Genomic DNA, 17401 nt, shown 5'->3' on the forward strand with positions numbered 1-17401 from the left:
CATGCCGGAGTCGCGCATTATTCGTTCCCGGTTGCGTAGTGCCTGTCGACGTTTTAGTAGCGAAGTATCGTTTTCCAGTACTTCCCTGCGCCAGGCCACTGAACAGCGCCAGCAGCGCCTGGAACACGAACTGACTGAACTCCGGCAGCACCTACTCGCTCAGCAAACCCGCCTAGGTGGACTGCAAACACAGGAACAGCGCCTGGCGCAAGACAACGATCGCCTACAAAACACCCTGCTCAGGGCCAAGGAAGCGCTCACCCAAAGCCGCAGCGCACATGAGCACCTGGTATTTCAATTCGCCGCGGCAGCTGAAAACGCTGCACCCGCGTAGGAAGTTACTACTGCGCCGTAAACTTAAAAGATTGACAACGTTTTATCGCTTTATCATTCGTTAAACGAGTCAGCATGATGTTCGTGATCGAAATCAGACTGGGCTTTTAATACCTCGAGAAATCTAACACCCTACTTTTTTCATTTTTGCTTGCTCGATCGCGCGGATAACGAACGAGAGCATAAATCAGGAAGCATTAGTAAATGCGGCAGTCCAAGGCTTAGCAAGAAGCCAAGCACTGTGAGGCTCGCGCTCAGAACGAAAGAGGCACCAGGCAGAAAGACCGTACTGTAGAGGATTCCACCGGCCGCCGACCCTAAGGTTGTCCCAAGACTGGACGCTGCCGTTTGCTTGCCGAGTTCCCAGCCCTGCGCGCTGCCAGCCTTGGCCGAGATCCAGTAAGTGAGGATCGGCGACAGGATGCCCGCGCTGACAGCGACCGCACCGATCACGACCAGCATCAACATAAAATTAGATGCCCAAGGGACGAGGAGCAATCCAGCTGCCAGCACAGAGAGTGCGGGTGCGATGAGCCAGCGGGTCGTGTCCGGCTTAAACCAGGGTGAGAATACGATTGCTTGCATCCCAAACATGACCAAGCTGCACTCGGTGAACATCAGCGCAATCTGATATGGACTCAAACCAAGTTCCTGTTTACCACGCAGTGCGAGCCCGACCTCGAAGGCCCCGACGCCGACCGAAACGATGAAAGTGAGGATGAGGAGTTTTGGCACGAGCCATGTTTTTTTATCGGCCGAGGTATTAGATATCTGCTTTGACCGACTAAGGCCTTCGATACTTGGTACTGAAAACGCAACTCCAGCGGCCACTAGAAAGGCGAGCAGTCCCGTCGCCGCGAGCGGAACCGCGATTGATCCTGCCGGCAAGGCGAGGCTGAAGGTGTCTGCGGCAAAGCGCGTTACGAACACGCTCAGCATCGGTCCAAGCAGGAAGCCGCTAATCCCTGTCATGCTGACGAACGCAAGCCGACGGGCCCGTCCCTGCTCGGTCGTCGTGGCGTTGCCGAATACAGCCGCTGCTACGGGCGTCACCGCTGCGGCAAACATACCGCTTATGAAGCGCTCGGCGTAAACAGCGACGAGACTCTCAACAAAAGAGAAAACCAACATGGTTACGCCAAAGCCGAGAAGTCCAACAAGTAGTACACCTCGCGGGCCGTGTTGATCGGAAAGTCGGCCCCACATGGGTGCAAACAGAAAAAGTGAGAGAGTGTAGACAGCAGTCAGTAACCCGGTGTGCTGGGAAACTAGCGCAGCATCACCTTCAGCTCCCAAGAGCCGCTCAATTAGGTAGGGTAAAAGCGGAAGCACGATGCCAAAGCCAACCGACACAGTGAACACGCTGAGCATAAGCGCGGCCGTAGTCGCTACGGGCAAACGTGCTGAGCGCGCGCTGGTGGCCCTCATCTAGCCGCAGGCCATCGAGTCATGCCTGCGGTCCGACGTCTGAGCATCATAGGGGCGAGTTAACCGCAGCAACCACCCTTGGATTGATGATTGGGCCTGGCCTTGGCCGCATTCACTCCATAGCCCGCGCCTTTCACGGCCGATTTCAGTTGATCGAGCGAGGTGTGTTGCTCGTCATAACGCACGGCAGCCTCGCCGGTCGAGAGCGACACTACTACGTCATCGACTCCGGGAATTGCTTTCAGCGCGTTCGCCACGTTGCTGGCGCAGCCGCCACACGTCATACCGGTTACATTCAACGTTTCACTTTGCATGGTGATACTCCTTTTCATGATAGGGGATACAAACATCGTTGTAATACGTTCTTAGTCTCCCGTCTGTGGCTCACATTTGTATGCAGATCAGTTTGCTCAGGATTACTTGACTCGAGGATTGCTTTGGATCTAACCACGTCGTCTGAGCGTGCTTGAGTTTTTTGGTCGGCTATCAACGATAGAGGGCTCCTCAGAGAACCATTGGTTTATCCGGTAATTCATTCTGGTCACCACCGGCAGCGGGGAAGTGTTTCGTCAGATGTTGTGTAACCGCCTGAACACCGCTGACTACGCCGCCTTCGTAATTGGATTGTTTGAAGGCGGCTTCCATCTGGAGGCAAATGCTTTGCCATTCTTGAGAGCCTGCTTTCGCGTGTATCCCGCGATCGGCAACAATCTCCACGTCCCGGTCAGCGAGCAAAAGATAAATCAGCACACCGTTATTGTGAGCGGTGTCCCATACACGCAACTGCGAAAAAACATCGACAGCGCGCTCTCGCGCGGACTGGCCCTTGAAAAGCGGTGTGCTATCCAGGGCGCCCTCAACAACGAAACGGATTTCTCCGGTGTGTGCAGCCTCGCTGGCCTTGATCGCTTGTTCGATCACGATCAACGTTTCGCGGGGAAAAGCCCGATTGACCTGCCAGTGGGTCATAACAAGATGGTTCAGAATGCGTTTGATATTCATGTTTACCATCTCCCCGATGCGCCGCCACCGCCAAACCCGCCTCCGCCTCCGCCGAAGCCACCACCACCGCCTCGACCGAATCCTCCACGATGCCCCCCCATACCGTATCCGCCCATACCGCCGCCGATCAACGTGAACAAGAGCGCCATCACGCCCGCGCCCAACGCGATGAACAGTGCGCCAGCCACCAACCACGCGATAACAGCCACAACCCCGCCAGTGACTAGCGCGCCTGGAAATCTGCCCAAAACGGGGCGCAAAACTCTGCCTATCACGAGCGCAAGAATAAAAACTAACGGACCATACTGCTGAATATCTGTAATACCGCCGATTGTTTGTGCGTTGGATGCAGGCAACGGTTCGCCATCAATTACCCGAATCATCTGGTCGAGCCCGGCAGCAATGCCACCATAGAAGTCTCCTTGCTTGAAGCGCGGCGTGATGATCTCGCTGATTATGCGCTTGCTGGTGGCGTCATTGAGTGCGCCCTCAAGCCCGTAGCCTACTTCGATGCGAAGCGCACGGTCGTTCTTGGCGACGACCAGGATTGCGCCGTCATCCACTTTTTTTCTGCCTAACTTCCATTGCTCCGCAACGCGCAAAGCGTATTGTTCGATTGTTTCCGGCTGGGTGCTGGGGACAATGAGAAGTGCAAACTGGCTGCCTTTTTTGGCTTCAAACGCCCGTAAAGTTTGCTCTAGACCAGCCATCTGCTCTGTGGTGAGCGTAGCGGTCTGGTCGGTGACCCGTCCGGCCAGAGGAGGTACTGCGACTTGAGCGCCCGCGAGGAAAGACCAGCAAAGCACAAAGGCAAACAATGCCGCTGCGCTTGTCGTGCGCATCGTCGTCACTTGACTGCTCCCTGAGACCCGCTTGGGGGATCAGCAGGCGCCGACCCAAAATCTACTGCGGGCGGCTTAGCGATTTCCTTTTCGTTTTCTACAGTGAAATTAGGCTTCTCTTTGTATCCGAATGCCATCGCCGTTAGATTGGAGGGGAACGAGCGTACCGTGACGTTGAATTCCTGCACTGCCTTGATGTAGCGGTTGCGCGCCACCGCAATGCGGTTTTCGGTACCTTCCAGTTGCGCCTGCAAATCGCGAAAACCGGCGTCGGCTTTTAGTTGTGGGTAGTTTTCACTAATTGCCAACAATCGGGACAACGCTCCGGATAGCTCACCTTGTGCAGCCTGAAACTTGGCAAAGGCGGCCGGGTCATTGAGAACCCCTGGCGATACCTGTATGGAACTCGCCTGAGATCGGGCTTGCGTCACTTGGATCAATACTTCTTTCTCATGTGAAGCATAGCCTTTGACGGTATTGACCAGATTAGGTACCAGATCCGCCCGCCGCTGGTATTGGTTTACGACCTCGGACCAGCTCGCTTTGATTTGCTCGTCGTTGCTCTGGAATGTGTTGTAGCCGCAGCCATTTAGGTTTAAAACAACCAGCGCTGCCAGGATGACCCATAATTTGCGCATTTTATTTTTCCAAAAAGCAGGTTTTTAAACCGGACAACATTGTGACTGTTGCGTCCTTCGGCAATATTCTTGCCATGTTTTGATTTCGATGACTAAGTGTTACTTATAAAAAATCGAGCCCCATCTCTTCTCATATAGTGCATAAACTCACAGTAAGAGGAGGAAGAAGAGGACAGATTGATCTAAGTCAAAATAACCACAATGGACCTTATCCGTTTGTCGCTTGTGATCCGGACGTTTGTTGGGAGGATCCAAATGGTGAAGGGCACGACACACAATGAGCATTTAAGCAGTCTGCTGTCGACAGAATAAATATTACATCCCTGTCAGCTTCTAGACAGCTAGCATTGTGTTGCGAATAGCGTTTAGCACCACCCAAAGCTTATTAGGTGAAAAAGCAACCATAATAAGTGCGCTGTCAAAAACATCATTAAAAGCAAAGATCATACCTGACACATCAGTAATGTTAGCGGCAGCTTTCTGACAGGTATCACCAGCTACCATCTAATTACAAGTTAGATAGCGCTCGGAGAAAATCATGAAAACATTGAATGCAGGCATCGCTATTGCGATATTGGCAGCTTCCTCCGCGGTCATGGCTGAAGGCGGAGGGGATCGCGTCTTCGGTCAGATGATGCAAGAGAACCAGCAAGCAATGGAGCAATATGCCATCAAAAACGGTAAGGCCGTGCCTGAAATTGTCCACTATAAGTATGGATTGGACCTCGATATCGCAAAAGTGGTTAGTGTGACTCCAACAGTCGCTAAGTATTGTGGGTTGGTCCCTTCGCGTATGACCTACGAAGACTCGAGTGGCAAGCTCAACACTATCGAATATCAAGTGTTGGGAAGCAACTGTCCTCATGGCGGCTGATCGCTTGCCAGCCAGACACAGGGAACCGTACAAAGAAACCAAGTACACACTCAATAAACTTACTTCTCGCTGACAAAGAAGTAATTTTCAGGTCACGCTACAGTTATGTTTCATGTGGAATTATCGACGACGGAACGCAGGGTAAATCACCTGCACTCCCATAATCATAAAAATATTTCACATAGAAACTCTGCCAAGCTATAGCCTGGAGTGCTACATGAACAATAAAAGCTTTTATGGGCTTTCCCTCATTGCCCTTGGCATGAGTATGGGGCAGGTTGCTGTGGCCGTTGAGCAAAAGCCAGAGGGGTTCATTGAGGGGAGCAGCTTAAACATTCTCAACCGCAACCTCTATTTCAATCGGGATTATCGCAAGGGACAGTCCAGCCCAACAGGAAATGGTTATTCCGCAGAATGGGCCCATGGGATTATTGGTCATTTTGAGTCGGGTTTCACTCAGGGCACTGTGGGCTTCGGCATTGATGCATTCGCAATGCAGGGGTTCAAGCTTGACTCGGGTGATGGACGCTCTGGAGCTGGTAGCTCAGTAGACGTCCTACCCCATAACAGTAAAGGTCAACCTGAAGACAGTTATTCAAAAGTTGGCGGGGCAGCCAAGCTTCGGTTCCTAGATACCGTGGTCAGAGTCGGAGACGTCTTTCCGTCCACACCAGTTGTGGCGTATGGGGATACTCGACTGTTACCGGAAAGCTTTCGTGGCGCCACATTTGCCAGTTTCAGCATTGAAGGCCTGACCTTGAAGGGTGGTCGGCTGCACGCGATGAGCCAACCGAACTCAAGCAGCATGCGCGATGGCTTCGCCACGTTCTATGCGGGTCCGGTAAACGCGCCTTGGATCGCCTACCTGGGTGGTGATTACACCGTCAACGAACATATCGGTGTGAGTCTCTATACCAGCCGCTTCAAAGATGTGTGGAACCAGTACTATGCAGGCACCACGTTAAGCTACCCACTTTCCGAGAATGTCGCGCTGATTGGTGGCCTGAATTACTACCGGGCAGTCGACGAAGGAAAAAAACTGCTGGGCAGCTTCGATAACAATATCTGGAGCGGTAAGGCCGGTGTCCAGTTTGACGCCCACACCCTGACCGTTGGCTACCAGCGCAGCAATGGGGATGACGATTTCGATTACCTGCGCCAATCTGATTCGATTTTCCTGGATAACTCTATCCAATATAGCGACTTCAACTCCCCGAAAGAGCAATCCTTGCAGCTACGCTATGACTTGAATATGCAGCCCTTTGGCATTCCTGGCCTGAGTTTCATGACTCGTTACGCAAAGGGCTGGGATGCTGACTACTCGAATGCGAATAGTGTCTACATGCGCCGAGGAGCTGATGGCGCCCCGCTGCAGGACCAGAAGCGTTGGGAGCGTGACATCGAAGCTATGTACATTATTCAAACCGGCTCTCTGAAAGACATGTCCTTCCGTGTGCGCCAAGCGACGACTCGGGCTACCGTCTTCGAATCTGATTTGGATGAGGTTCGTCTGATTGTGGAGTACCCGCTGCAAATTCTATAAATCGAGCATTAGCAATGCTCGCTCACCAGGTACACCCCCGTCTCCTTGTTATTCCTTTGGTGGGAGGCGGCTTAGGCGCCCTTGTGGCGCCTTTTTTTATTTCCTGATCATGGCCTTACACGAATTGTGAGCAGGCTTGGTCAACAAACGACCATCAACGTAAATACCAGCTCTCCGCCTGCTAGCCACTGCCCATTGACCACCATGAGCGTCGCCATCACGCGTCGCTCTCCTTTGACAAGTTCGATGCGTGATAAGGCAGAAAAACCTTCCGAGCGGCAGACATGACAATCCCGTGGCATGAACGCCGCCTGCTGGTGGGTATCGATGCCGAGCCGGCGGACGCGAAACTCAAGAACACTGTGCAGCGATGCGCAAGCTGTTGCACATCATCTTTGGTGTGCTCAAATCGGGCCAACCATTGGGCCCGGACTTCTTGATCAAGATCAACCCGAGAGGCGATCCGGAGCTATATTTTGAGTTGTGCTGTTCCTTCGCGCAGAGCGGTTAAGTTGCGCGTTCCCATTGAACGGAAACATGATATGAAATTGACAAAGCTAGCCGCGTTCCTGATAGGCGTATCGCTCACCCCAGCCTGGGCATTGGCCGCGCAAGGCACTGAAGGAAGCCCCATGCCCCTAGCACAACAACCAGCCGTCAATGTCGAAGAATTTGATAAGCACATGGCACAGGCTCAAGAGCATCTGAAGAAGATGGAGGAGCTTATGACCGAGATCCAACAAGCCAAGGACCCCAAGGAGCGTCAGAAACTCTTGCAGGAGCATCAAGCGATGATGCAACGCGGCATGGGAATGATGGGTGACTTGTGGGGCAGAGGGATGACGGGGCGTCAAATGATGAAAAGCGGGATGATGGGCTGGAAGGATATGGGGGACCGATACTCAGCGATGACCCCGGAGCAGATGAAGCAGCACCAGTACATGATGGATCGGTACATGGGCATGCAGCAGATGATGATCGATCAGCTGATGCAGCGCCAACACCAAATGGACATGCAGACGCGTTAACCAGCTCCACAGCCGCCGGAAAGGCGCTGACCAATGCCTTTTTGATTTTACACTTTGAACTCAATACGTACCCTCGGGCTGCGAGATTGGCAAGTTCATTGCGATCTTGGAAGAAGGTTCGAATCTGAAAACTCTTTCTCGGCTGGGGAACGTCAATGAAGAGGGAACCCGGCGGCTGAAGTTCCTAAAGAAGACCCTGCTTAAAGCCAATCCTGCACCCCAGATGTTGGCCTTGGAGCGCTTGGCAACACGCCTGGATCAAGCACAGCAACGTGCGGTGGCTGCACAGCGCTGGGTGAGCAACAAGGCGTGCGCGTGAGAAAAAGCTGATCGAGACGGAGACGGCGGCTCACATCGACATGTAACTGGCGCAAGCGACGCTTAAAGGTGCTGTCGCGCAGGACGGAGTGACGTCCCGCAAACTCCCATGCATACCTCCACGCTACCGGAGGGGTAACGTGTGCCGTTGTGGCGAGCTATTCGGACACGGGGTTGAATCCCTGGACAGAAATATCTAGCCTCGGCTCGCCGAACGCAATTTCCCAAGCTGGCAACGACGGAACCACGAACCACATCGGCGAAAACAATATCGCAAAATTCAAAGAGGCCGATGTAATCGGGCACCCTGGGGGAGCGACTTTCAGTCAATTCTCCAGCGCGTCGGGGTATGTGTGCAAGGGAACAATCATGCCTCTCGTGCCTTATTTCCTCAGTTCATTGGACCCCAATTGTCGACACCATGGCGATGGCGCAATGCTCAAGCTGAAGCACTCGGAGAATGGCTATTAGCTAGGCATCCGTGAGTGAACGAAACTTCATATGAGCTTTTAACCCAGTCTCCTAGAAGAAAACGCCCATGACTGTCTTCAATGACGCAAAGCGCATAAACGATGCTGGCCGCGAGGCCCAGCGTCGCAAGGATTCTGGCCTGCTCGTCGGAAACGGACACATCGATCAACGTCCAATCAGCTACCAGGCAATACGCTCTGCCCGGAAAATTCGCCATAACAAAAACCACCGTCTCGGCATCACTCAAAACACTACCGATCAAGCTGTTTCCTTTGCCCGCCAACAAATCGATCAAGCCTGACATCTCCATATACCGGGTCTGCCTCAGAGGAAACACACCTTCACTCTTGCAGTTAATCCGCGTCGAGAAGGGCCTATTAGCCCCTAGTGTCGATCTCTATCAGCCGTGTTTTGACGCAATGCCGATAGAGTTCGAACCCAGATTGATTATAAGGGTCGTCCCCTGCCCAACCAGAAAACCAGACCGCTGGATGATGTTGCACAGGCAATCAGGGGCCGTGCAAAGGCACAGTCGGACAAGATCACTTATTTGCTTCCTTGCAAAAGTGTGGATTCAACAGCGAGGCGTCGGCGGCGCATCAAGCGGTAAGCTGCCGGGATGACAAACAGGGACAACAAGGGCGCGGTGACCATACCGCCGACCATGGGTGCGGCGATGCGGCTCATCACTTCGCTCCCGGAACCGCTGCCCAATAGGATCGGTAACAGGCCAGCAATGATGACCGCCACCGTCATCGCCTTGGGTCGAATCCGCTGCACGGCTCCTTCGCTAATTGCTGCGATTAGCCCACGCTCGGTACTGTCGCCGGCCTCTACACGTTCGGCCCAGGCGTTTTTCAAGTAGAGCAGCATGATCACGCCGAATTCGGCAGACACACCCGCCAGAGCGATAAAACCGACGCCAGTAGCTACCGACAGGTTGAATCCCAGCAGGTAGAGGAACCACGCCCCACCTGTAAGGGCGAATGGCAAGGTGGCCATGATTAGCAAAGCCTCGTCGAATCGGGAAAACGTCAGGTACAGCAGCACGAAAATGATTAACAGCGTGGCTGGCACCACCAGTTTGAGCCGTGCGTTGGCTCGTTCAAGAAACTCAAACTGCCCTGAGTAACTCAGGCTCATGCCTGGCTGCAGCTTGACCTGTTCACTTACAACCCGACGTAGATCAGCAACCACAGAGGCAATGTCCCGACCACGCACGTCGATATACACCCATCCGGAAGGTCGGGCATTTTCGCTCTTGAGCATCGGCGGACCTTCACTGACCTTGACCTTCGCCACCGTGCCAAGGGTGATCTGGCTCCCCAGCGGGGTGTAGATCGGCAGTTGCTCCAGGGCGCCAAGCGAATCACGCCACTCTCGGGGATAACGCACATTGATCGGGAAGCGGGCGAGCCCTTCAATGGTCTCGCCAACGTTTTCACCACCAATAGCACCGGCGACGATCGACTGCACATCAGCGATATTCAACCCGTAGCGGGCTGCGGCTTTGCGGTCGATATCCACATCGATGTAGCGGCCGCCCGTCAATCGTTCAGCCAAGGCCGAACTGACCCCCGGCACGTCCTTGGCCGCGCGCTGGACCGCCTGGGTGGCCGCATCGATCTCCGTCAAGTTGCTGCCGGCAATTTTCACTCCGATCGGACTCTTGATCCCGGTGGCGAGCATATCGATGCGGTTGCGGATCGGTGGTATCCAAATATTAGTCAGCCCAGGGACGCGCACCACTCGATCCAGCTCTTCCACCAATTTTTCCTGGGTCATACCAGGACGCCACTGCTCACGTGGTTTGAACTGGATAGTGGTCTCGAACATCTCCAGCGGCGCTGGGTCGGTCGCGGTTTCGGCACGACCAGCCTTACCAAAAACGTGTTCGACTTCGGGTACCGTCTTGATCAAGCGGTCAGTCTGTTGCAGCAGCTGCGCCGCTTTCTGCGCCGACAACCCCGGCAGAGCCGAAGGCATATAGAGCAAATCGCCCTCGTCCAGCGCAGGGAGGAACTCGCCACCCAAGCGCGAGATCGGCCACAACGCGCTGAGGAAAACCATTAATGCGATCAGTAGGGTGACTTTGGGCCGATGTAACACCGCATCCAGAGCCGGCTGATAGATCCTGATCAACCAGCGGTTCAGCGGGTTCTGGTCCTCTTTAGGTATCCGACCACGAATCCAGTAGCCCATCAGCACCGGCACCAGAGTTACCGACAGTCCGGCCGCCGCAGCCATGGCATAAGTCTTGGTGAAGGCCAATGGACCAAACAGACGACCCTCTTGAGCCTCCAGGGTGAACACCGGGATGAACGACAGGGTGATGATCAGCAGGCAGAAGAACAGCGCCGGTCCAACCTCCGCCGCCGCTTCGGTCATCACATGCCAGTGACGTTCGCCCTTCAACTCCTCCCCAGGATGGGCCACATGCCAGGCCTCGATCTTCTTGTGGGCGTTCTCGATCATTACCACAGCGGCATCCACCATGGCGCCGATGGCAATGGCAATCCCGCCAAGAGACATGATGTTGGCGTTGATTCCTTGGTGCCGCATGACGATGAAGGCAATGAGCACCCCAACCGGCAAAGAGATAATGGCCACCAGGGATGAACGCAGGTGCCAGAGAAATATCCCACAGACCAATGCGACGACGATGAACTCCTCAAGCAGTTTGTAGCTGAGGTTTTCCACGGCGCGGTCGATCAGCTTGCTGCGGTCGTAGGTGGTGACGATTTCCACCCCGGGCGGCAGGCTGCTTTTCAGGTCATCGAGCTTGGCCTTGACCGCCGCAATGGTTTCGCGAGCGTTCTTGCCGCTGCGCAGAATCACCACGCCGCCGACGGTCTCGCCTTCGCCGTCGAGTTCAGTGATGCCACGACGCATCTCCGGCCCCAGCTGGATCGTCGCCACGTCGCCGAGGGTCACTGGTACGCCACCAGCGCCCAGCTTAAGCGGAATCGCACGAAAGTCGTTGAGTGTCTTCAGATAACCGGAAGCGCGCACCATAAACTCGGTCTCCGCCATCTCCAGCAACGCACCACCGGTTTCCTGATTGGCCTTGCCGATAGCCTCAGTCACCGCTGCTTGAGTGATGCCTAGGTTGGCCAGTTTGAGTGGGTCGAGCTGCACCTGGTACTGCTTGACCATGCCGCCCACGGTGGCCACTTCCGCAACGTTGGGCAGGGTCTTGAGTTCGAACTTGAGGAACCAGTCCTGCAAGGCGCGCAGTTGCGCCAGGTCGTGTCCGCCACTGCGATCCACCAGGGCGTACTGATAGATCCAGCCCACGCCTGTGGCGTCGGGTCCCAAGGACGGTTTGGCGGAAGCCGGCAGGCGGCTTTGGACCTGACTCAAGTATTCCAGCACCCGCGAGCGGGCCCAGTACAAGTCCGTACCGTCTTCAAACAACACGTACACGAAGCTGTCGCCAAAAAAAGAATAGCCGCGTACGGTCTTAGCCCCCGGCACCGAGAGCATGGTGGTGGCCAACGGATAGGTCACCTGATTCTCAACTATTTGCGGCGCTTGTCCCGGATAAGGGGTGCGGATAATCACCTGAACATCGGAAAGGTCTGGCAATGCGTCGATGGGAGTGCTCTGAACCGACCAAACGCCCCAGACCGTGACGAACAACGTGGCCAGCAGTACCAGAAAACGGTTGGCGACTGACCAGCGGATAAGGGCGGCGATCATGGCTGGCCCCCTAGTTTTTCCAGGCGTTCAACGCGCAATCCATCATCGGTTTGGCTCACCGCAACCCGAACCTTGTCGCCCGTCTTGAGTCCTTGCTTGAGAGCAGGGTCAGCCAATGGGAAGGTCATAGTCATACCAGGCATGCCCAGCGTCTTGAACGGACCAAGGGCGATAGTTACGTCTTGGTTATTGATCTCGACGATCTGCCCATCCGCCTCATGAAAGCTGGAGGCTGCTGCGCTGGGTGGTGACATTTCCAGCGTGCTCGCAACAATGCCCTTGAGACTGGCCTCAGAGTCGAGCAGGAACTGTCCAGAGCTGACTACCTGCTGGCCTTCTTCCAACCCCTTCAACACCACCGTCTTGCCTTCGTTTTCCTGCCCGAGTTGCACTTCTACGGGTCGGTAGCGACCAGCGTCTTCGGCGAGCATCACCAAGACGCGTCGGCCGGTGCGAATGATTGCCTCGCTCGGCACCCACAGCACACTTTGTTCGGTTGAACGATTCAGGTGCACCAGGGCCGTCATACCCGGTCTGAGTCGCCCATCAGGGTTGGGCAGTTCGACCCGCACACGCACAGTTCGGCTGTCGGGGTTAGTTTCGGGCAGAATCGCGCTGACCGTGCCCTTGAGCACTGTTCCCGGAAAGGCTGGCAGACGTGCTTCTACAGCTTGCCCCATGATGATCGACCCAGTTTCCGACTCTGGAACGGCCACTGCCAGCCAGACGCTGCTCAAGCCATTGACTCGAGCCAGAGTCTCGCCGGCCGCCACGGTCATACCCGAACGTACATTCAACTCTTGCAGCACACCGCTTATGGGGCTGGTGAGCGTCAGGACCGGCTGGGTCTTGCCGCTTCGCTCCACTTGAGCAATCAACGTCGCTGGCATCCCGGTCAAGCGCAAGCGTTGGCGCGCTGCCGCCAGCAAGTCGGCATCGCCACTGCGTTTGAGTGCGAGAAACTCTTCCTGAGCAGCGGCCCACTCCGGGACCAGGATATCGGCCAAAGCCGCATTGGCTTTGAGCACATCACCTGGAGCATGGGCATACACCCGCTCCACAAAGCCAGCAGTACGCGATTGAATCACCGCAACATCCCGCTCGTTGAATGCCAACACACCGACCACGTCCAGGCTGGAAGCAAGCACGCCGCGAGTGACGGTAGCCAGTCGCAAGCCGAGATTCTGGGTCAGGCTGGGGTCGATACTGATGGCCGCACTGTCCGCTGCAGCATCAGCGTAGCGGGGCATTAACTCCATATCCATGAAGGGAGATTTGCCTGGTTTATCGAACTTCTGCTGCGGGGACATCGGGTCGTACCAATACAGTACTTTGCGTTCGTCTTGGGCTTTAGGGGCCTGTTCGGCTGTGCTATCAGGCATGCGCTGTTGAGCGAACCAGTAACCGCCGGCAGCGCCCAAGGCAATCGAGAGGCCTGTCAGCAAAGCCCCTTTCCAGATTCGAGAGCTCATTGATTGGCGTCCCCATAAGCAAAATACAGGCGAGCACTGGTGAGGGCTCGCTGTTCTTCGAAGTCGATCTGTTTGAGGCGGGTCTCGATGAGTTCACGTCGGGCAGCGATGACAGCCGCCAAGTCGCTTTTACCGGCGCGGTAGCTGGCCATGGTCAGCCCAACCTTTTCCTTGGCCAGGGGTAACAGGCTGTCCTGGCTGCGGCGCACAGCACGGTTCAGACGGTCGTATTCGGCCAGATCGTCCTCCAGCTGCTGGGTATGTTCACGTACGAGAGCTTCGCGCTCGGCCTCCAACTGATTCAGTTCGGCGTGTTTGGCGGCGATCTTCGGGTTTTGTCGGGAGTCGGGGAACAGTGGCAGGTCGAACGTGAATTGCACGCTGACCATGTCGCCGAACTGACGGTCGCGGCGCTGGTAATCAAGCTCCCAACTCCAGTCGGACTGCTTTTCCGACTCTGCTTCATGGACCTTGGCTTGCGCTTCGCGAGTCATCGGAACGAACGCCGCCAGTGCGGGGTGATATTGCAGCTTATGGGAGTAACCCGAGGCGTGAATGGGCCATTCAGGCAAGCTGCCGACGGGCTGGTCATTGGCGGCCGGACCTATCCAGCGTCTGAGAGCCGCTCTGGCTTGGGCCCGCAGGCGGATCAGGTCGTCTTGTTGTTCCGCCAACTGAGCCGCTTCCTGTTTCGGCGTTACCGCATCGGCAGGCTGAGCAAGACCACCGGCGATCTGCGCCCGGACGGTATCAGCCAACAAACGGTTCTCCCGGTAAAAATCCTGAAACAGCGCCTCTTTACGCTCGACGGAATAGCTGCTGATCCAGGCCAATGCCGTGGCCTGTCGGACATTCAGCCGCTCGACACGGCTTTCGGCCGCGGCTCGATCTATCGATGCTTCAGCAACTTCGATGCGCGCCCTACGCTTGTCACGGTTGGGCACCTCCTGCATGACGCCGACCATCTGCATGGTCATGAAGTCCTGCTCGAGGCGCCAGCGGTCAGGTCCGCCGATGGGGTAGTTTTGTACGCCCAGCAGGAGCTTGGGGTCGGGTAGTTCGCCGGCTGGAATGGCGGCGCTGCGTGCGGCTTGCAGTTTGGCTGCTTGGGCGGTCAGCGATGGTGCATTGTTTTCAGCAAGGCGCAAGGCTTCGTCGAGTGTCAGCGGCGCAGCAAGGCTCGGCAATGCCAGCACGCTTGCCGCCAGGGCAACCACGAGGGGCCAACCGGTGCAGTAGCACTTGGAATTCATGTTCACGATTCCTGTGATGATCCACTGCGCGCCTCTTCAAACATGCGCGCAGATATGCCATCCCGCGTCAGAGCGGGATGAGACTCAGTGTGGTGCAGGTATCAAGCGCGAGGCGGTCGCCACACCCCGGACGGGGTATAAGTAGGCAGGAAGTCGCTGAAGATTGTTAGCATCTGCGGACTGGACAAACGGGTGGCAGGTTTCCCAAACGACACTTGTAACAGACTGGCGCTCCTGCATTCCTGGCCAGGTTTGCAGGGTTTACCATGATCGGCGGAGCTGCTCATGTCACGGTCCTGGTTCATATCATCCATCATGGTCATGCCCGTCGTGTTCATCGGGCAAGGTTCTGTCGGTGACTGAATCCCCGCCATCCCGCTCAGGGGAAGCGCCAAGCTGATCAGAAAAATGAGGAAAAACCGCAGATAGCGTTTCATGCGAGGGAGTCTAGTCGCTGGGAATGGGCTATACAATTACGAATCTGTCAGGAAGAGCCAGCCAGATAGCGCCTGCAGGTCAACATGAATACCCTCTCTCAGAAACAATGAATCGCTAAACAGCCGAGCCCAACTCCCTGAGCATGGAAGTAGTTACAGCTTACAGCATGCCGTTCGGATCATCTTTGGTCGGTTTTACCTTCAGTGCGGCATCACTGGTTGCCATAGCTGCAAAGCGAGGGAGCCCACTAGCCTTTGTTTACCCGATCTCGCTCAAAGGGTTCGATGAGCTGTCCAAGGTAGTTTTGGGGGTAATCCTTTTCATGCAATCCGACCTCGGCTTGGCCTAGTTTCCCCACACTGTCGTAGAACGTGCCAAACAGTCGGTCCCACACCATCAGAAACTCACCAAAGTTGACCTGGGCGTCCTCAAAGTCGCGCTTGTGATGCCAGCGATGAATTTCAGCAACACCGATAATGTGGCGCAACCATCCCAGCCGGTAGTCCAGGTTCGAATGCTGAAAGGCCAAGTGCACTGTTAGAATTCCAAACCAGATGGCCACAACTGCGGAGGGTGCGCCTGATGCGAACAGAATCACCAGCCCCGGACTCGCCATAAGCACCGCGTGCAACGGATGTCGTCGCTCCCCGTTCATCCAATACAACCGCTCGGCGCTGTGATGAGGCATGTGAAAACGCCACAGCCAATGCACTCGGTGACTGATCCGGTGCATGGCATACAGGCTCAGATCGAGCACAGCGATGACCAGTAGCAACTGTAACCACAGCGGGCTCTCGATCGGAAAGAGACGAACCGAAGCTGGCACCGCATCACCAAGCTTGACCAGGATTCCAGCTGTGAATTGAATGACGGAAAGGTTCACCAGCATGTGCAGCAGGTCTGTCGCGGTGTCTTGATGATCCTCAAGCCAGGCTTCGCGGAAAGGTTGGATGCGCTCCAAACCAGCAATGATCAAAAGTCCCACTGCAGCGACAAGGGGAATCGTGGGCCAATACGATACGCCGGTATACAGCGCCCAGATCATGAAGGCAGCAGAGCCGCCAAACACAAGTGGATAGCTCACCCACCGTAAGGCGAATCGGAGAAAGGAAGGCATTGCTCAGCTCCTGGATATGGAACCATCACAATATGTGAAGAGGCCAGCTTTCGACTTGAACGAAAGAGCTAAACCTCCTGGAGATGAACTTCAGCCAAGGCGGATGACGGATCGATACCCAGTAGCGCCCGGAATGTCCGGGAGAAATGAGCCGAGTCTGAAAAGCCCGCCTCATGAGCAGCGTCGGTCAGCCGTACACCTTTGGCCAAATGCTGCAGAGCTTGCGTGAGACGTAACCATCTCGCGTAACTACGAAGCGGCAGCCCCGTCTGCTCCACGAACCAATGAGAAAACCGCGTGGGGGATAGATGCACCACAGCGGCCAATTCTCTGCGTCCCATTTGGCCTCTGCGCAGCGCCTCAATTACCTTGATCAAGCGAGGATCTGGGGGCGGAAGATCGGGGAGTCGCAGCGCCTGGCGCACCCCGGTCCTAACCTGGAGATCAGTGTGTCCTATCGCGTGCAGCGCGTTGATAATCGGCGCTACGTCCGCCGGAGTGATCCAAATCACCCTCGCTTCTTCGGCACCCTGCAAAGCACGGGCTTCCTCGGACAGCGCATCCACATAGATCGACAGAACGTGACCGGCGATCAGCCGGTGTTTCAAGCCGGCCGGAATGAAGATGGCACCCCCTGTTTGAACACCCATCGGGGTTTGAACCGATACAGTTGAGTCGAGGCCAACTGAGATCTGATGCGCTTGATGAAGGTGCCATTCCTGGTGACCGGCGCGGCCATGAAAGACACCGATACCGGGACCTACCCATGCATGACCTGCCCAGCGCACGGTCTCTGCTGTAACCCAGCTCTTCATTCTCTAGCTCGGCCCACTTCCGCTTTTGTCCGTGCCGACTGCACACGTATAGTCATTCGGCATCTGACGGCGGCATCGTATTGATGCTGGGCCATGATGGGCTATTCGTACCCGGACATTTTAGTGT

The 17401-nt window shown here is 55.6% G+C and carries 16 protein-coding genes and 1 pseudogene; 5 read left to right on the forward strand and 12 right to left on the reverse strand.

The features are described 5' to 3' along the window. Position 1: 1 nt before the first annotated feature. Complete coding sequence (locus AC3IUA_RS04110) at positions 2 to 334, forward strand: hypothetical protein (RefSeq protein WP_489359244.1); 333 nt, start codon at positions 2 to 4, stop codon at positions 332 to 334. Between the two features lie 140 nt (positions 335 to 474). On the opposite strand, the gene AC3IUA_RS04115 is transcribed toward AC3IUA_RS04110, so the two are convergent. The 5 genes from AC3IUA_RS04115 to AC3IUA_RS04135 form a co-directional block, all read right to left on the reverse strand. Next, complete coding sequence (locus AC3IUA_RS04115) at positions 475 to 1704, reverse strand: MFS transporter (protein WP_489359245.1); 1230 nt, start codon at positions 1702 to 1704, stop codon at positions 475 to 477. 116 nt (positions 1705 to 1820) lie between these two features. Next, positions 1821 to 2075 carry a heavy-metal-associated domain-containing protein gene (locus AC3IUA_RS04120; RefSeq protein WP_489359246.1) on the reverse strand — a complete coding sequence of 85 codons (255 nt, stop codon included), beginning with the start codon at positions 2073 to 2075 and terminating at the stop codon, positions 1821 to 1823. A 190-nt stretch (positions 2076 to 2265) separates the two neighbouring features. After that, the gene (locus tag AC3IUA_RS04125; RefSeq protein ID WP_489359247.1) at positions 2266 to 2763 is read right to left on the reverse strand and encodes a TPM domain-containing protein; all 498 of its coding nucleotides are present in this window, start codon (positions 2761 to 2763) and stop codon (positions 2266 to 2268) included. Between the two features lie 2 nt (positions 2764 to 2765). Next, positions 2766 to 3605 carry a TPM domain-containing protein gene (locus AC3IUA_RS04130; RefSeq protein ID WP_489362230.1) on the reverse strand — a complete coding sequence of 280 codons (840 nt, stop codon included), beginning with the start codon at positions 3603 to 3605 and terminating at the stop codon, positions 2766 to 2768. A 5-nt stretch (positions 3606 to 3610) separates the two neighbouring features. Beyond that, on the reverse strand, positions 3611 to 4243 hold the full coding sequence (locus AC3IUA_RS04135; protein ID WP_489359248.1) for a LemA family protein: 633 nt from the start codon (positions 4241 to 4243) through the stop codon (positions 3611 to 3613). 538 nt (positions 4244 to 4781) lie between these two features. Here AC3IUA_RS04135 and AC3IUA_RS04140 point away from each other — a divergent pair. The 4 genes and pseudogenes from AC3IUA_RS04140 to AC3IUA_RS04155 all read left to right on the forward strand — a co-directional run. Then, a complete protein-coding gene (locus AC3IUA_RS04140; RefSeq protein WP_489359249.1) occupies positions 4782 to 5117 on the forward strand; it encodes a DUF2790 domain-containing protein in 336 nt (111 codons plus the stop codon). Between the two features lie 217 nt (positions 5118 to 5334). Continuing rightward, positions 5335 to 6660 carry an OprD family porin gene (locus AC3IUA_RS04145; protein ID WP_489359250.1) on the forward strand — a complete coding sequence of 442 codons (1326 nt, stop codon included), beginning with the start codon at positions 5335 to 5337 and terminating at the stop codon, positions 6658 to 6660. 542 nt (positions 6661 to 7202) lie between these two features. After that, positions 7203 to 7688, forward strand: coding sequence for a hypothetical protein (locus AC3IUA_RS04150; RefSeq protein ID WP_489359251.1), 486 nt, complete (start codon positions 7203 to 7205; stop codon positions 7686 to 7688). Positions 7689 to 8150: 462 nt separating this feature from the next. Next, positions 8151 to 8432: pseudogene (locus AC3IUA_RS04155) on the forward strand (TraU family protein); the annotation flags it as partial. Between the two features lie 13 nt (positions 8433 to 8445). Here the strand turns inward: AC3IUA_RS04155 and AC3IUA_RS04160 are convergent. From AC3IUA_RS04160 to AC3IUA_RS04190, 7 genes are all read right to left on the reverse strand, one after another. Continuing rightward, positions 8446 to 8772: a DUF6957 family protein gene (locus tag AC3IUA_RS04160; RefSeq protein ID WP_489359252.1), complete on the reverse strand. Its 327-nt coding sequence runs from the start codon at positions 8770 to 8772 to the stop codon at positions 8446 to 8448. 251 nt (positions 8773 to 9023) lie between these two features. Further along, positions 9024 to 12179, reverse strand: coding sequence for an efflux RND transporter permease subunit (locus AC3IUA_RS04165; protein ID WP_489359253.1), 3156 nt, complete (start codon positions 12177 to 12179; stop codon positions 9024 to 9026). Beyond that, on the reverse strand, positions 12176 to 13651 hold the full coding sequence (locus AC3IUA_RS04170) for an efflux RND transporter periplasmic adaptor subunit (protein ID WP_489359254.1): 1476 nt from the start codon (positions 13649 to 13651) through the stop codon (positions 12176 to 12178). The genes AC3IUA_RS04165 and AC3IUA_RS04170 overlap by 4 nt, the downstream gene beginning before the upstream one ends. Further along, positions 13648 to 14904, reverse strand: coding sequence for a TolC family protein (locus tag AC3IUA_RS04175; protein ID WP_489359255.1), 1257 nt, complete (start codon positions 14902 to 14904; stop codon positions 13648 to 13650). Before AC3IUA_RS04175 ends, AC3IUA_RS04170 begins: the two co-directional genes overlap by 4 nt. Positions 14905 to 15005: 101 nt before the next feature. After that, on the reverse strand, positions 15006 to 15341 hold the full coding sequence (locus AC3IUA_RS04180) for a hypothetical protein (protein ID WP_489359256.1): 336 nt from the start codon (positions 15339 to 15341) through the stop codon (positions 15006 to 15008). 248 nt (positions 15342 to 15589) lie between these two features. Then, a complete protein-coding gene (locus tag AC3IUA_RS04185; protein ID WP_489359257.1) occupies positions 15590 to 16459 on the reverse strand; it encodes a sterol desaturase family protein in 870 nt (289 codons plus the stop codon). A 68-nt stretch (positions 16460 to 16527) separates the two neighbouring features. Further along, positions 16528 to 17274: an AraC family transcriptional regulator gene (locus tag AC3IUA_RS04190; protein ID WP_489359258.1), complete on the reverse strand. Its 747-nt coding sequence runs from the start codon at positions 17272 to 17274 to the stop codon at positions 16528 to 16530. Positions 17275 to 17401: the final 127 nt, after the last annotated feature.

The sequence above is a fragment of the Pseudomonas sp. KH_050 genome, assembly GCF_057838875.1.

Excerpts from the sequence above, each read along its gene's own strand:
- AC3IUA_RS04110 (WP_489359244.1), top strand. The coding sequence starts at position 2 with ATGCCGGAGTCGCGCATTATTCGTTCCCGGTTGCGTAGTGCCTGTCGA.
- AC3IUA_RS04115 (WP_489359245.1), bottom strand. The coding sequence starts at position 1,704 with ATGCTCAGCGTGTTCACTGTGTCGGTTGGCTTTGGCATCGTGCTTCCG.
- AC3IUA_RS04120 (WP_489359246.1), bottom strand. The coding sequence starts at position 2,075 with ATGCAAAGTGAAACGTTGAATGTAACCGGTATGACGTGTGGCGGCTGC.
- AC3IUA_RS04125 (WP_489359247.1), bottom strand. The coding sequence starts at position 2,763 with ATGAATATCAAACGCATTCTGAACCATCTTGTTATGACCCACTGGCAG.
- AC3IUA_RS04130 (WP_489362230.1), bottom strand. The coding sequence starts at position 3,605 with ATGCGCACGACAAGCGCAGCGGCATTGTTTGCCTTTGTGCTTTGCTGG.
- AC3IUA_RS04135 (WP_489359248.1), bottom strand. The coding sequence starts at position 4,243 with ATGCGCAAATTATGGGTCATCCTGGCAGCGCTGGTTGTTTTAAACCTA.
- AC3IUA_RS04140 (WP_489359249.1), top strand. The coding sequence starts at position 4,782 with ATGAAAACATTGAATGCAGGCATCGCTATTGCGATATTGGCAGCTTCC.
- AC3IUA_RS04145 (WP_489359250.1), top strand. The coding sequence starts at position 5,335 with ATGAACAATAAAAGCTTTTATGGGCTTTCCCTCATTGCCCTTGGCATG.
- AC3IUA_RS04150 (WP_489359251.1), top strand. The coding sequence starts at position 7,203 with ATGAAATTGACAAAGCTAGCCGCGTTCCTGATAGGCGTATCGCTCACC.
- AC3IUA_RS04165 (WP_489359253.1), bottom strand. The coding sequence starts at position 12,179 with ATGATCGCCGCCCTTATCCGCTGGTCAGTCGCCAACCGTTTTCTGGTA.
- AC3IUA_RS04170 (WP_489359254.1), bottom strand. The coding sequence starts at position 13,651 with ATGAGCTCTCGAATCTGGAAAGGGGCTTTGCTGACAGGCCTCTCGATT.
- AC3IUA_RS04175 (WP_489359255.1), bottom strand. The coding sequence starts at position 14,904 with ATGAATTCCAAGTGCTACTGCACCGGTTGGCCCCTCGTGGTTGCCCTG.
- AC3IUA_RS04180 (WP_489359256.1), bottom strand. The coding sequence starts at position 15,341 with ATGAAACGCTATCTGCGGTTTTTCCTCATTTTTCTGATCAGCTTGGCG.
- AC3IUA_RS04185 (WP_489359257.1), bottom strand. The coding sequence starts at position 16,459 with ATGCCTTCCTTTCTCCGATTCGCCTTACGGTGGGTGAGCTATCCACTT.
- AC3IUA_RS04190 (WP_489359258.1), bottom strand. The coding sequence starts at position 17,274 with ATGAAGAGCTGGGTTACAGCAGAGACCGTGCGCTGGGCAGGTCATGCA.